Source organism: Flavobacterium agri (assembly GCF_013401995.1).
Lineage (GTDB): Bacteria > Bacteroidota > Bacteroidia > Flavobacteriales > Flavobacteriaceae > Flavobacterium > Flavobacterium agri.
The window spans coordinates 472,371-487,341 of sequence record NZ_JACBJI010000003.1; the positions used below are offsets into that span (position 1 = coordinate 472,371).

Annotated in this window: 12 protein-coding genes and 2 tRNA genes; 7 read left to right on the forward strand and 7 right to left on the reverse strand. The window is 46.9% G+C overall.

From position 1 onward, the window contains the following. Positions 1–196: 196 nt before the first annotated feature. A complete protein-coding gene (locus tag HZF10_RS09480; protein ID WP_217703363.1) occupies positions 197–874 on the reverse strand; it encodes a response regulator transcription factor in 678 nt (225 codons plus the stop codon). A gap of 21 nt (positions 875–895) precedes the next feature. Then, on the reverse strand, positions 896–2,152 hold the full coding sequence (locus HZF10_RS09485; RefSeq protein ID WP_176005953.1) for a sensor histidine kinase: 1,257 nt from the start codon (positions 2,150–2,152) through the stop codon (positions 896–898). A gap of 151 nt (positions 2,153–2,303) precedes the next feature. Here HZF10_RS09485 and HZF10_RS09490 point away from each other — a divergent pair, with 151 nt between their 5' ends. The 3 genes from HZF10_RS09490 to HZF10_RS09500 all read left to right on the forward strand — a co-directional run bounded on the left by HZF10_RS09490 (position 2,304) and on the right by HZF10_RS09500 (position 4,427). After that, positions 2,304–2,708 carry a DUF1573 domain-containing protein gene (locus HZF10_RS09490; RefSeq protein ID WP_176005954.1) on the forward strand — a complete coding sequence of 135 codons (405 nt, stop codon included), beginning with the start codon at positions 2,304–2,306 and terminating at the stop codon, positions 2,706–2,708. 141 nt (positions 2,709–2,849) lie between these two features. After that, entirely contained in the window at positions 2,850–3,836 is a 987-nt protein-coding gene (locus tag HZF10_RS09495; RefSeq protein WP_176005955.1) for an SH3 domain-containing protein, read from the forward strand. A gap of 66 nt (positions 3,837–3,902) precedes the next feature. Further along, complete coding sequence (locus tag HZF10_RS09500; RefSeq protein ID WP_176005956.1) at positions 3,903–4,427, forward strand: hypothetical protein; 525 nt, start codon at positions 3,903–3,905, stop codon at positions 4,425–4,427. 65 nt (positions 4,428–4,492) lie between these two features. Here the strand turns inward: HZF10_RS09500 and rimO are convergent, their stop codons facing one another. The 3 genes from rimO to HZF10_RS09515 form a co-directional block, all read right to left on the reverse strand. Continuing rightward, complete coding sequence (gene rimO, locus HZF10_RS09505; protein WP_176005957.1) at positions 4,493–5,806, reverse strand: 30S ribosomal protein S12 methylthiotransferase RimO; 1,314 nt, start codon at positions 5,804–5,806, stop codon at positions 4,493–4,495. A 239-nt stretch (positions 5,807–6,045) separates the two neighbouring features. Then, positions 6,046–7,569, reverse strand: a complete 1,524-nt coding sequence (locus tag HZF10_RS09510) for an OmpP1/FadL family transporter (protein ID WP_176005958.1) — start codon at positions 7,567–7,569, stop codon at positions 6,046–6,048. 83 nt (positions 7,570–7,652) lie between these two features. After that, positions 7,653–8,594: a hypothetical protein gene (locus tag HZF10_RS09515; RefSeq protein WP_176005959.1), complete on the reverse strand. Its 942-nt coding sequence runs from the start codon at positions 8,592–8,594 to the stop codon at positions 7,653–7,655. A gap of 117 nt (positions 8,595–8,711) precedes the next feature. Here HZF10_RS09515 and proS point away from each other — a divergent pair, with 117 nt between their 5' ends. The 4 genes from proS (at position 8,712) to rpsT (ending at position 10,858) form a co-directional block, all read left to right on the forward strand. Next, positions 8,712–10,190: a proline--tRNA ligase gene (gene proS, locus HZF10_RS09520; RefSeq protein ID WP_176005960.1), complete on the forward strand. Its 1,479-nt coding sequence runs from the start codon at positions 8,712–8,714 to the stop codon at positions 10,188–10,190. Between the two features lie 77 nt (positions 10,191–10,267). Further along, positions 10,268–10,339, forward strand: a tRNA-Glu gene (locus tag HZF10_RS09525). A gap of 46 nt (positions 10,340–10,385) precedes the next feature. Then, positions 10,386–10,457, forward strand: a tRNA-Glu gene (locus HZF10_RS09530). A 146-nt stretch (positions 10,458–10,603) separates the two neighbouring features. Beyond that, complete coding sequence (gene rpsT / locus HZF10_RS09535) at positions 10,604–10,858, forward strand: 30S ribosomal protein S20 (RefSeq protein WP_176005961.1); 255 nt, start codon at positions 10,604–10,606, stop codon at positions 10,856–10,858. A 61-nt stretch (positions 10,859–10,919) separates the two neighbouring features. On the opposite strand, the gene HZF10_RS09540 is transcribed toward rpsT, so the two are convergent. After that, on the reverse strand, positions 10,920–11,312 hold the full coding sequence (locus HZF10_RS09540; RefSeq protein WP_176005962.1) for a response regulator: 393 nt from the start codon (positions 11,310–11,312) through the stop codon (positions 10,920–10,922). 26 nt (positions 11,313–11,338) lie between these two features. After that, positions 11,339–14,869, reverse strand: coding sequence for a PAS domain S-box protein (locus tag HZF10_RS09545; RefSeq protein ID WP_176005963.1), 3,531 nt, complete (start codon positions 14,867–14,869; stop codon positions 11,339–11,341). Between the last annotated feature and the right edge of the window lie 102 nt (positions 14,870–14,971).

A 14,971-nucleotide genomic window follows, 5' to 3' on the forward strand; every position in this document is an offset into this window, starting at 1 on the left:
CCACGAATTTCTCGAATGTCACTAATTTATTAGGGCTTTTAATGATACTAATTTTAAGCTTGGTTTACTGATTACAGGTATTTTATTCACTTGGAACTTTAGGGTCATATCTTTTGTGTACAAAAGAAATTTGCGGAATAGCAAGTAGTTATTGCGTCTCGAAATTCGAGATATTCGAGGAATTCGTGGCAAAAAACTATCCCACGAATCGAAATCCGATACCGTGTAAATTTTCAATTGCAATCCCGGGCTCATTCGCCAAAATCTTGCGCAAACGCGAAATGAACACATCAAGGCTGCGTCCCATAAAGTAATCGTCGTCTCCCCAAAGCGCCTTTAGAATCTGTTCGCGCTTCAAAACCTGATTCTTATTGTCGAGAAAAAATTTGAGCAATTCCGATTCGCGTTGCGTAAGCGTGATTTTATCGGAACCCGAAACCAAAACGTAGTTCAAATGGTCGAATGCGAATTTCCCGACTTTGTATTCCGATTTTTGGGTAGCTGTAGATTTTTGGGAGCGCTTGAGGAAAATCTCGATTTTCAGGACTAATTCTTCAATCGAAAACGGTTTGACCAGATAATCGTCGGCGCCCAATTTGAGACCTTTGATACGGTCTTCCTTCAAGGTTTTTGCCGACAGGAAAATGATCGGGATGTTCGCGTCTACCTTGCGGATGTCTTCGGCGAGCTCAAATCCGTCGCGTTTGGGCATCATGATGTCGAGGATGCACAAATCGAAATCCTGTTCGTTGAAATGATCGAAACAAGCGTTGCCATCGGGACAATGCACGACTTCGTAACCTTGCTGCTCAAGGTTGTCTTTGGTGAGAAACGCAAGGGTTTCGTCGTCTTCGGCGTACAGGATTCTGGGCATTGGAATCAGCGAATGAGAAAATTAGCGAATAGGAATCGTCAATGTGACCGTAATTCCTTTATCTGGATTGTTTCTGGCGGAAATCTTCCATCCGTGCAACGTACAAATCTTTTTCACGTAATACAAGCCCAACCCGAATCCGGTGACTTCGTTCGAAAGTTTGTTCGGAATACGGTAAAACTTGTCGAAAATATCCGAAAGCTTGTTTTGCGGGATGCCGATGCCGTTGTCGGCGAAGTCCATTTTGAGCATGCCGTTTTCTTCCGAAATCTTTACGGTTATCGAAGGTTTGCCGTCGCAATATTTGATTGAATTGTCGATGAGGTTGTATACGATGTTCGTGAAATGGAACGCATCGGCCAAAATGAAAACGTCTTTTTCCGCTTTGATCGAAATCGTGAGCGTTTCGTGCTTGAGTTGCATGTTTTCGACGACTTCGTTGAGAACCGTAAGTACGGAAATCCGCTTTTTGTCCATAGTCAACGGTACGGAATCGCTTTTGGCGATGCTCAGGATCTCACCGATATGACTGTTGAGCTTGTTGCTTTGGCTGATGATGATGTTCGTGTATTTGTGAAGTTTTTCGTCTTCTGAAATCTGGGGTTGCTTGCTCAGATAGTTCGAGGCGAGCAAAATGGACGAAAGAGGCGTCTTGAACTCATGCGTCATGTTGTTGATGAAATCGCGCTGCAGTTCGGAATATTTCTTCTGCTGCAAAATCGTCACGATCGAATATACATACACGAGTAAAATGATGATCAGCGCGCCCGACAGGAAAAACCAGAACTTGAGCGAGCTGAACAGATACGTCGTCTCGTTCGGGAAACGGATCGCGAAATAATAGACGAGATTTTTGTGTTTCGGGAAATACACCGTCTTCTTTTCCTTGCTTTTGACCGACGAAGAAACGTAATCGCCATAAACCATCTCGTCGCTTTGGCAATTGTACATGGCATATTCGAAATCGGTGTGGATGTCGCTTTTCTCGAATTCGCCTTTGAGGTAGAATTCCAAGACATCGGGTTCGAAATCGTTGTTGACGTTCACGATGTAATAATCGTTCGAGACCTTGACGACCGGATTTTCACTCGGCAAATCATGGTTCGTGCCCTCATAAAGTTTACGAGCGACTTCGAGCAACGCGATGTGCACTTTTTGCGAAAACTTCTTCTCTTCGAGCGAATACGCCTGTTTCGTCCACAGCAACTGTGCGATCAGGATGCCGATAATGGCGACGAGCCCGAGGATGATGATGGCGTTGAGTTTCCCGATTTTCATATGCCAATATTAGCCAAAAAACGCGCGTGATTTTTCGGTTAACAAGTCATTAACAAACATTTGATAGCGGTTAACAGCGATTCGGAAAGGAACGAGATAGTTTTGGGGTATCGATTTCAACCAATCCATAATCACTTAAAAGAATCCGATCATGAAAACAGTAAAAGTACTTTCGCTTGCCATCGCCTTCGGGTTGATGTCTTTCGCTCCCAAAACAACCATCGGCGATCCTGTCGTGAAAACCGCAACGGCTTCTCCGGTTTCGTGGAAGTCAGAATCCATAGAAATCGGCAACATTCCGCAAGGCACGCCAAAAACCATCGAGTTCAGCTTCAAGAACACCGGAAAGACCGATATCGTCATCACCAACGTAAAAGCGTCTTGCGGCTGCACGGCCACAGATTACACCAAAACACCTATCAAAGCCGGCGAGACCGCGGTAGTGAAAGCTACGTACAACGCGGCGGCAAAAGGTGCCTTCCATAAAACGGTAACCGTTACCACAAACGCCGAGGAAACTCCGAAGGTCTTGTCGTTCCAGGGAACCGTCATCTAAATACTTGTTTATAAGAGGTTAACAGCCCAAAGGTCACTCACTTTAAAATCCCTTGATTCGGTTAGGAAGCAATTTCACCAGATCGGGGGATTTTTTTTGATTGGATAAAACCGTAATTTTCTCACAACCAAATCAAACGGCATGGAACAGAAATACGGTTTTACGAAAATGACGGTTGCGGAATTCGAAACCTGGCTTGCGAATCTTCGCGTGGCGCGCACGATTTTGAAAATCCAGCAGCATCATACTTACATTCCTTCGTACGCACACTTTAACGAAAGTAACCATTTCGAACGCCAATTGGCGATGAAAAACAGCCATTTGAACAACGGTTGGAGTGACATCGGCCAGCATTTTACCATTTTTCCCGACGGAGCCGTCATGACCGGACGTTCTCTAGAAATGACGCCCGCTTGCATCTACAACCAGAACGCGAATTCGATCTGCATTGAAAATCTGGGTTTTTTCGACATCGGAAAAGACGTGATGCGTCAGAGTCAAAAGGATGCGATCATTTCGGTCACGGCCGCCTTGTGCAAGCGATTCAATATTCCCGTGACCACAAACGGAATCGTGTACCATCATTGGTTCGATCTCAATACCGGCGCGCGCAACAACGGTACGAAGAACAATAAATCGTGTCCGGGCACGAATTTCTTCGGAGGAAATAAAGTCGCCGATTGTGAAGCGAATTTCCTGCCGCTCGTATCGGCCAAACTCAACGGTATGATCAAGACAGATGATTCCGCGGTGCTCAAATATGTGGTCGTCGATACCGATTTTTTGAACGTCAGGATGTCGGCTTCGGCTTCATCGGCGAAAGCCACAGGCCGCGAGCCTGCACTTTTCGGGGCTGTGTTACGCGTTTATGAGGTGAAAAACGGTTGGTTCAAGATCTCGAATTCCAAACCGCATTGGGTTTCGGGCCGATATACGCAAGACGTGAAATTTGCGACCGTTTCTGCCGATGCGCTTAATGTGAGGACTGGCCCAGGTGTCGATTTCCCGAAAACCGCAAGTTTGAAAAAAGGAGAGGAAGTTTTCGTGGTTTCAGAGGAAAACGGCTGGTGCAAGATCGCAATGGAAGAGAAATGGGTGAAAAAGAGTTATTTGAAACTTAAGGAATAAGGCCACGGGATGATTAACTTTGAATTATCGATAAAACCGTCCGACAAAAAATCAAACAACAAACACATGAAAAAACTACTTGCTATCTCAGCTGTACTCGCAATGTTCGCGTGCAGCCAACATCCTTCTGAATTCAAAGGTTTGGGCGGAATCGAAATCGGGAAGGATTTCGCTTCGATTCCTTCATCAAAATCGTTCACCAATACGATGAAGAACGAATATTTCATTGAAGGCTATGAGCTCGGCGACGGCATAGGCCGGATTTCAAAACTAAACATAACGACCAACGACGCCCGCCAAATCATCGAAGTAAAATTTTCGGAAGACCCAAAAACAGACGTCGAGAAAATCGAACAAGCGCTTACAGGTTTGAAACCCATCGGAAAACCCATCGTAAACATGGATGGATTTGAAATGAAAGCTTATATGTCGGTAGATTCAAGCGTTGTATTTACGCAGGTCATCTCAAAGTATTCGATGTTCAAAAACGGCCTGCCCAAACGCGAATTCCGTTATTCGAGCCAACAAGCCTTAAAGCAAAACGCTGAAGTCATAAGGAAAAGTGTTTCAGCTCGAAAAGCCGATAGGTAACCATGCAAAAAAAAGGGCTTGACAATCCTATATCGCCAAGCCCATTGCTATTTTAACATTTCGGCTTAAACCGCTTCTCCGTACAAGTCGAATTCGGTAGCGTCGATGATTTTTATGTCGACGAATTCTCCGGTTTTGAGATAGGTTTTGGATGCGTCGATAAGCACTTCGTTGTCTACATCGGGGCTGTCGAATTCTGTCCTTCCCACGAAATATTGACCTTCCTTGCGGTCGATGATGCATTTGAAAGTCTGCCCGATTTTCTCCTGGTTCAATTCCCATGAAATCTGCGACTGGATTTCCATGATGTCGTTGGCGCGTTGTTGTTTCACTTCGGCAGGAACATCGTCCTCGAGCAAATAAGCGTGGGTGTTTTCTTCGTGAGAATATGTAAAACAACCCAAACGCTCGAAACGCATCTCGGTCACCCAATCTTTGAGGATCTGGAAATCTTCCTCGGTTTCTCCCGGATAACCCACGATTAACGTCGTACGAATCGTCATTCCGGGAACGGCCTCGCGGAATTCCTTCAACAATTTTGTAGTTTTTTCTTGGGTCGTGCCGCGTCGCATCGATTTCAAGATCTTGTCCGAAATATGCTGAAGCGGAATATCGAGGTAATTGCAGATTTTAGGTTCGCGTTTCATCAATTCAAGCACATCCATCGGGAAACCGCTTGGAAAGGCGTAGTGCAGGCGAATCCATTCGATGCCTTCGATCGCAGCCAACGCCTCGAGCAATTCGGCAAGATTCCTCTTTTTATATAGGTCGAGACCGTAGTAAGTCAAGTCTTGAGCGATAAGGATCAATTCTTTTACACCGTCTTTCGCGAGGTTTGTCGCTTCCTTGACCAACTTTTCGATCGATTGGGAAACGTGTTTTCCTCTCATGATCGGAATCGCGCAAAATGAGCAAGGTCTATCGCAACCCTCGGCAATCTTGAGATACGCGTAGTTTTTTGGCGTCGTCGTCAAACGTTCACCCAGTAATTCGTGTCGGTAATCGGCGCCCAAAGCCTTGAGCAATTGCGGTAATTCCGTGGTTCCGAAATATTGGTCGACATTCGGGATCTCTTTTTCCAAATCAGGTCGGTAACGCTCGGAAAGACAGCCAGTCACGAACACTTTGTCGACAACGCCGCGTTCTTTCTTGTCGGCATATTCCAAAATCATGTTCACCGATTCCTCTTTCGCATTGTCGATGAAACCGCACGTATTGATTACGATGATGTTGCCTTCGTTTTCGGCGGGCGCTTCATGCTCGACGTCTTTGCCCGATGCTTTGAGTTGGCCCATCAGCACCTCGCTGTCGTACACGTTCTTGCTGCAACCCAGCGTAATCACATTGATTTTGTTCTTCTTTAACGATTTGGTTCTCATATGGTAAACCCTGTTTTGGGGCTGCAAAAGTACAAAAGATGCGCTAAAGTTTTAGGTGTCGGAGTGCTTAAGATGGAAAGTTGTGATTTTTTTAAGTTGCGACAATCGGAAAACACAAAGCGGATTCACGAATTGAAAGGATTGGAATTTGGAATTTTAGTTTTAGTTCCGATGCTTCGGGATGAAAAAAAATCCGCTTCCCAAACGAAAAGCGGACTCCTGTGTAAAACTGGCAAGTTTTAGAAATCGAACGTCATCGACATCGAGACGTTGTGGTTTTTGGTCGTCACTTCGGCCGCATCGGTCATACCAGTTGCAAAGAATTGCTGTTGATAATCGCGTTGCCAATAGTTGTAGGCCAGATCGAGCTTGATCCGTCCGAAATTATAACCCAAACCGCCCGAAAATCCGATCAGGTCGCCCATCACGTCATCGTTCTCATACGGGCTTGATTCGCTTCTGAAACCGCCGCGGAAACTCCATTGTTTGGCTCTCCATTCGGTTCCGATACGCAATTGGTAAGCCGAGGTCAGCTGGTCGCTCATTGCGTCGTTGATGTCGCGGTAATCGCTGCTCGGACTGTATTCGGTATTGCCGTAATCCTTGTAGGTGATGTCGGCGCTGATCAAACCTCTCTTGCCGAAAATATAAGCCGCACTTCCGGTCCATTTTCCGGGTGTGCGCAAACGGTAGTCCTCATATACGTTCACAACGAACGGATCGACGATCACGTTTCCGCCTTCAGCCGAAGTGGATCGCACGTATTGCATCAATCGGTCTTCCAATCTATACCAGGTCGGAGATTCCCAGGCAACGCCCAAACGCAAGCCTTCGGTAACTTTTACGATAGTTCCCAATTGGAAAGAGAATCCATCGCCCAACGTGCGAAGCTGGTTGTTGAAACGCATTTGCTGAACACCGGCGGCATCGTCGTTCGTGTTCGATTCGTAAATGCTGGACCATTGCGTATAATCGGTGAAATGCGAATTGAGGTTGAGTCCGAAAGACAGGAAATCGTCGTATTGCACAGATCCGTTCACGCTGACTTTTCCGTTGTAACCTCTGGTTTCGGCGCTGTATTCCTGGTAATAATTGCCGCCTGCGGGCACATTACTCGTGTAGGTGTCATTGTCCGGATTGTTGGTAACCGGATTGATGATATAACCTTGATAGCCCAAAAATGCTTGTTGCGCGCCGAATCCGTAAACTTCGCCTAAATATCCGTAAAGATCATCGATGGTTTCTCCGTTCTGCAACGTCAAAAGATCGAGCGTCACACCGCCTTGGTTCGCATATCCGAGGAAATAATTGCCGATGGAATTGTTCGGATTCGTTCCGGCCGCGAAAAACGAATTGTCGAAATTGTTTGTGTTTTCGTAATTGGCAGCGATCGCGAATTTTTTCCATTTCGAGTCTTCGTTGTGGTTGCGCAATACGAAAACGACTCCGGCCTGGTTCAGGTCGAGTGCGTTGTAATTTTCGGAATTTTCAGACCCGAAATAGTTCGATTCGTTTTTCGGATTGAAACTCGACAACGTGAAACCGACTTGTGCATTCGAGAAAATTGCCGATCCTGCAGGGTTCACGTTCATAGACGACAAATCGCCTCCAAGCGCGCCGAAAGCACCGCTCATGGCCCTGAATCGGGCGGTCCCGTTCAAGTTGTCCTGCGCAAGACGAACGGCATCGTTAATAGAAAGTTCTTGGGCCTGGATAGCCGAAGCGGCCAAAAGCGTCCCAAAAACAAGTAGATATTTTTTCATGACATTTTTATTTAGGTTCAAAAAAATACCTATGCCGTAACGTTTCGTCGAAAGACATAGGTATCATTAAATCTTGGGCTGTATTATCTGCGTCCGCCTCCGCCACCGCCGGAACGTCCGCCACCGCCACCACCGCCGTAACTTCCGCCGCCTCCCGAAGAACGACCGCCTCCTCCGTATGAAGGGCTTGGACTATAGGTTCTCGTTGGTGAAGAAGGGGTAGAGTATGATCTTGGTTGTGAACTCCTTGGCGTGTTGTAGCTTTGGTTATTATTTCTAGGTGTGGTCGAATACGTTCTTACGCCGTTGTTGGTACGTGTTCCATTGTTTGTGAAGGTGCGTGTTCCGCGTGTCCCGCTATATTGGGACGAACGGACGCCGCCCGCAGTGTAACTCGTGTTGCGTCTTCCTCCGGCAGTTGCGTATTGACGGCCTGCGTAATCACGACGTCCCGGCGAAACATAACCGCGAACGCCTCTCGGACCATTGTTGTAAGCATATCCGTAATGGTAAGGATAACCGTATCCGTAATAGCCGTAGTACGGATATCCGCCCCAGCCATAACCGTAGTAAGGGTAGCCGTAACCCCATCCGTAGTTCCATCCCCATCCTGGTCCGTACCACGAATTCCAACCCCAGCCGACGCTCCAATACGGGCTGTACCAGTAGTTGTTCCAGTAATTATAACCCCAATTGTTGTCGTAGACATTGATGGTCACATTATCGGCAGAACCTTCCCAAGAAGGGTTGCCGTTCGCATAACCTCTTTCGGTCTGTGTTGAATCGTTGACCGATGAATATTGCTCGACATCGGTGATGATTTCGTCGTCCTGAAGGGAATTGAAGTATTGTTTGTAGCCGTTGCCCGAATCGGCGGTCTGGCGTGAAGAGCGTTGTTGCCCGTCGCCGTAGATCCCGTCATTCGAAGCCGTGCTTTGGGAAGCGCCGCAAGAAGCGAGCAACCCAAGCATCCCGAAGAGCAGTCCCAGGGAAGCTAAACGTGTAGGAAAATAGTGAGTTTTCATAAGGAAGTGCATTTTTTTTATTGTCGGTTTGTATTGTCCGACATAACAAATTTAGTTAGTTTTGCCAGACTTTTTAGTTAAAAAAAACGAAACAATTTTTGTGCCAAAGAAAGAGTTATGAGTAAGAACCTTACTACAAGATCGGAAGATTATTCAAAATGGTACAACGAACTCGTCGTAAAGGCCGATTTGGCCGAAAATTCGGGAGTTCGTGGCTGTATGGTCATCAAGCCTTACGGATACGCCATTTGGGAAAAAATGCAGGCAGAACTTGACCGAATGTTCAAGGAAACCGGACACTCCAACGCCTATTTCCCGCTCTTTGTGCCCAAAAGCATGTTTGAGGCCGAGGAAAAGAATGCCGAAGGATTCGCCAAAGAATGCGCCATCGTAACGCACTATCGCCTTAAAAACGATCCGGATAAGCCAGGAAAACTAATGGTCGATCCGAATGCGAAGCTTGAAGAAGAGCTTATCGTGCGTCCGACATCCGAAGCCATCATTTGGTCGACTTATAAAAATTGGGTTCAGTCGTATCGCGATTTGCCGCTTTTGATCAACCAATGGGCGAACGTCGTGCGTTGGGAAATGCGTACGCGTCTTTTCCTGAGAACGGCCGAATTCCTATGGCAAGAAGGGCACACGGCCCACGCCACTAAAGCCGAAGCGATCAAGGAATCTGAAACGATGATGAACGTGTATGCCGATTTCGCCGAGAATTTCATGGCGATTCCCGTCATAAAAGGATTGAAGACCGAAACCGAGCGTTTTGCCGGAGCCGAAGAAACCTATTGCATCGAAGCGTTGATGCAAGACGGAAAAGCACTCCAAGCGGGAACTTCCCACTTCTTGGGGCAGAACTTCGCCAAAGCGTTCGATGTGAAATTTACGTCTAACGAAGGTAAACTCGATTACGTTTGGGGTACGTCATGGGGCGTTTCCACGCGTTTGATGGGCGCTTTGGTAATGACGCATTCCGACGACAAAGGGTTGGTATTGCCACCGAATCTTGCGCCTACTCAAATCGTGATCGTGCCCATCCATAAGACAGATGAGCAATTGGCAGCGATTACCGAGGAAGTGAACAAGCTTGTTGCCGAACTCAAGAAAATGCGCATTTCGGTCAAATTCGACGACCGTACCAATATGTCGCCGGGCTTCAAGTTCAACGAATACGAATTGAAAGGCGTGCCGATCCGTTTGGCTATCGGTCCTAAAGATTTGGAAAACGGTACATTCGAGGTGGCCCGTCGCGATACGCTCACGAAAGAATCGGTTTCTAAAGACGGAATCGCATCGTATTTGCGCGATCTTCTCGAAACGATACAGAACGACCTTTTCGCGAAAGCGCTCGATTACCGCAACACGCATATTACCGAGGTAAACGATTTCGAGGAATTTAAATCGGTTCTTGAAAATAAGGGCGGATTTCTGTCTGCACATTGGGACGGAACACCGGAAACCGAAGAAAAAATCAAAGAATTGACCAAGGCGACTATCCGTTGTATTGCGTTGGATAGGGTAGAAGAGGCCGGAAAATGCGTGCTCACCGGAAATCCTTCAAAAGGTAGAGTGCTGTTTGCCAAGGCTTATTGAGAAAATTCGAAAAAAATAAATCACAGCTCTTGCGAGAATAGAAATTAGTTGTATTTTTGCATCCGCAATAGAGCAATGGCCCGTTCGTCTATCGGTTAGGACGCCAGGTTTTCATCCTGGTAAGGGGGGTTCGATTCCCCCACGGGCTACGAAAAAAATCCTGAAGAGATTCGGGACTTTTTTTTCCAAACCAATGGTCCGTTCGTCTAGGGGTTAGGACGCCAGGTTTTCATCCTGGTAACAGGGGTTCGATTCCCCTACGGACTACAAGTTAGTTGTAAATTAGTTTTATAGGGTAAAACGTCAGTGTCTCGGCCTTTATCTTATTAGTTAAAACCAAAGTGATCGTAGATTGTGGGAGGTTTTTCTTTTTTAACTAAGCATTTTATCACTTACAATTAAATTAAAAGAAAATGGCAAACCATAAGTCAGCCCTTAAGAGAATCAGAAGTAACGAGAAAAAGCGCGTGCTTAACCGTTACCAGCACAAAACAACACGTAACGCTATCAAAGCTTTGCGTTTGGCTACTGATAAAAACGAAGCTTCGTCTAAACTGTCTGCAGTGATCTCTATGATCGACAAGCTTGCTAAGAAAAACATCATCCACGACAACAAGGCCGCGAACTTGAAGTCAAAATTGACTAAGCACGTTACTAAACTGGCTTAATTCTTTTTTTGGATTAAAAAAACAAAAGCTCCCAATCGGGAGCTTTTTTTATGGCTTCATCTTAGAAGATGTGTTGGAGTTCGGCCAGCATTTCCTTCGAAATCGGCTTCGACCTGAAATCGATGACTTGCTTGTACGATTTCGATTTCTCTATGTCCTGCGGATCGATCGTAGATGAAAGTACGATAACCTTCGCATCCGAAAACGCTTCATACTTAGGTGTCGAGAATAGGTCAAGAAATTCCCATCCGCCCATTACGGGCATGTTCAGGTCCAGAAAGATCAATTTAGGGTAGTCGCTTCCGACTTTGAGCAATCCGTCGAAATAAGCAATGGCTTCTTCCCCGTTTTGGGCCGTGTCTACCTGTTCGGCAAATTCGGCCTTCGCGATCACCATCTTGTAAAGCATCAAGGTGATTGGGTCATCGTCCACGCATAATAATTTGTGTAGCATTGTAGTTTTGTGGTTTTTGGGAAATATTAATTAGTCGTCTGTTTTTTAAAGGTTAAGGTGAAGGATGTGCCTTTGTCTACGGTACTTTCCACCGTAATCGATCCGCCCATGCTTTCCACCTGCGATTTTACGAGATAAAGCCCGAGGCCTTTGCTGTCGGGATAATTGTGGAAACGCTGGTACAATCCGAAAATCTTGTCGCGGTTGCGTTCCATGTCGATTCCGATTCCGTTGTCCTTGAACACGAGCTGGATCGAATCGCCTACGATCTTCGACGATACGAAAATCTTGAGTTTGCGTTCGGTCGATCTATATTTGATCGCGTTCGTAAGCAAATTGAGCAAAATACTTTCGAGGTAAGCTTTGTTGATATTGAGGATCGAAACTTTCTCCAATTTGAGGTTGATGATAGGTTTGTACATCCCGATCATAAAACTCAGCTGATGGAACACATTCTCGAACACATCCTTGATCAAAACCTCTTCTTTTTGTATCGACGGATTGTCCTTGATGATGACGACCCTTACCAAATCGCTGATCGTCTCATTGAGCAAATGCGTCGATTTGTGGAAACCGTTGAGGATTTCCTTGAGTTCCTGGTTCTCGATAGGCATGTCCTCGATCAGGTTGAGCAATCCCGTAAGGTTCGACAAAGGTGCGCGCAGGTTGTGCGACGTGATATAAGAGAACTGCTTCAAATCCTTGTTGTTCTGCGTAAGCTCGCGGATTAACTGCTCTTTTTCTTTCTCCTGACGTTTTTCTTCCGTAATGTCGCGCTGAATCGAAATCCAATGCGTGTGCTCGCTTTCGGCGTTCCAGATCGGGATCATCGATACGTTGACCCAATATTCTTCTCCGTTCTTGCGCGCGTTGAGCGTCTCGAACTTGAATTCCTGTTTGTTGCGCATCGATTGCAGCAAACGGTCGAAATCTTTCTTGGCGGGCTTCCGGTTCATGAAGATACCGGGCATTTTGCCGATGACCTCGCTGGCTTTGTAACCTGTCATCGCGGTAAACGCCGGATTTGCGAAAATCACTTTCGGAAGCGAATTCCCCGTCTTGTCGGCTTCTCCGATGATGACCGAATCCTTCATTTGAGTGATCACGGTTTCCATGAGTTTCAATCGGTGCTCTTCCTGCTTTTGGCGCGTAACGTCCTGCATGGCTCCGATCATACGGATGGCCTTGCCTTCTTCGTCCTTGACCAAAAACGCCCGGTCGAAAACGTATTTGTACGATCCGTCGGCGCAGGCGAAACGGTATTCGTCCTGCCATTTTTCGGTCTTCTGCTCCAAAAAGGAATAGAGTTTCACCGACATTTTGATACTGTCTTCGGGATGGATGCGGTCAAACCACCATCTCGAGGATTCTCCGACCTGGCTTTTCTTATATCCGAAAACGCCTTGTATTCCTCTGTTCCAATCGAATTTGTCCTCAAGGATATTCCAATCCCAGATCGTATCGCTGGTCGCTTTGGCCACGATGTCGTATCGTTCTTTGGCGCGTTCGGTTTCCTCGAAAGACTCGCGGTTTTCGATAAGCACGCCTATCATATTGGCCACGCGCTCCACGAGGTTTATTTCGTCCGGATGCGGGGCTTTAGGCGTCTTGTAGTACGTGGCGAAACTACCCACGACCTTGCCGTTTCCTTTCTTTACGGGAATCGACCAGCAGGCGCGAAGTCCGAAATGGCGGGCGACTTCTATGAAATCTTCCCAAAGCGGATCGTTTTCGATATCGGATACGATCACTTTCTTGCCCGTATACATCGATGTTCCGCACGAGCCGGCTTTAGGTCCGATCGTAATGCCGTTCACCGCGTCTATATATTCCTGCCCTAAAGAATCGCCGGCGATGTGACGCGCCGTTTTGCCGTCTTCGTTGAGCATCAGTATCGTGCAATACGAATCGGGAATCAATTCTTCTATGTTCGCGACGAGCTTGTTGATCACGACTTCGAAATTGATTTTCGGATTCGCGTTGAGCTCGTAGATCTGTTTCTCGAACGAAAGGATGGTTTCCTGTAATTTTCGCGTAGAAATATCCTGCATCGCGCCTACTTTTTTCGAGGCGACGCCTTTCTCGCGTATGATGTCGAAACGATCCAAAATGTAGGCATAGCTGCCGTTTTGCCGCTTGAAGCGGTATTCGATCTCGAAATGGCTGTTTTTGCGGTCCTTGATCGCGTTGCGCAATTTTTCGAGCGTGCGTTGTCTGTCCTCGGGGTGCAGATGGTCCTTGAAGAAGTCGTTAGGAGCGACGTCTTCGGCGAATTTATATCCGAAAAGGTTCGTGTAGTTCGTGCCCAAAAGCGAAATCTCGCGCGTGTCGTAATCGTAGCTGTAAATCGCGTCGCTGGTCGCCTTTGCGATGGCCGTAAGCCTTTCGTTGATTTCTTGTATGCGTTTTTCGTGCTCGACACGGGCCGTAACGTCGCGCGAATTCAAAACCAATCCGTTGATGGCCTGGTCGTTGAGCGCGTTCGTTCCGATGGATTCCATCCAAATGTAATTGCCGTTGATGTGCCGCAATCGGAATGGAAGCGAATAAATGCGGCTTTCCGAAATCAAGCCTTTGTAGAACGCGCGCACTTTTTCGATATCGTCCATATGTACCAGATCGAGAATGTTCTTGTTGGCGATCTGGCCGTTCTTTCTGCCTAGTATGGATTCGTGGTTCGGGCTTGTGTACAGGAAATTCCCGTCCTTGTCGAGAATCGTGATCAAATCGCCGCTTTCCTGAACCAACGTCTTGAAGCGCTGTTCGCTCGACAATATGGCTTTTTCGGCGTTGAGTTTTTGGGTGATGTCGTTAGAAATCACCATGCGAGCGCGTTTTCCGTCAAAGTCGATATCGTTGCTTTGTATGGAAACGTCTATGGTTTCGCCCGATTTTATATGGTGTCGGTAATGTCCCGGGCGCAGGTCGAAAACGTTTTGCGGTTGTTTTTCATTCGAAATCCCGACGGTTGCGAGTTCTTCGAGAGGATGGATCTCGTCCATGGTCATGTTCAGGAACTCGGTACGCGAATATCCGTAATGCGAAATGGCCGCGTCGTTGACATCGAGAATCTTCAGGGTTTCGATGTCGTAAATCCAATTCGGCACCGGATTGGTCATGAAAAGATTCCGGTAATTTTCCTCGGAACGCCTTAATTTGCGGCTGATGCGGTTGCGCTCCAAACTATATGTTATGCTCTTGAACAACGCGATCGGCGTCAAACCGTCTTTTTCCAGATAATCGGATATGCCATAGGAAAGCGCCAGATACGCGAATTTCGTATTGATCGAGCCCGTGAGCACGATCACCGGCGTCTGTTCGACGATAGGTTTCATGGCCTCGAGCAAAGCTTCGCCGCTAAGGTCGGGCAGCGTCAGGTCGAGAATAAGCGCGTCGAAAGTCTTTGCAGAGATTTGTCGTTTGGCTTCCTCGAAAGAAGTGGCGCGTTGGCATTCCGGATTTTGGAACGCTTCGGCCAAATACTCGCATATCAAGACATAATCTCCCGGATTGTCCTCTACTATCAACACATGTAATCCGGTAGTTTTATACTCCATTACTGCAGTTTAAGAGGTTCGACATGGGACAAACGCGTCGTTGACAAATCCTGAAATGAAATGCCGCCATGACTTTCACAAGCCTGGGAGAACTAGGGTCAA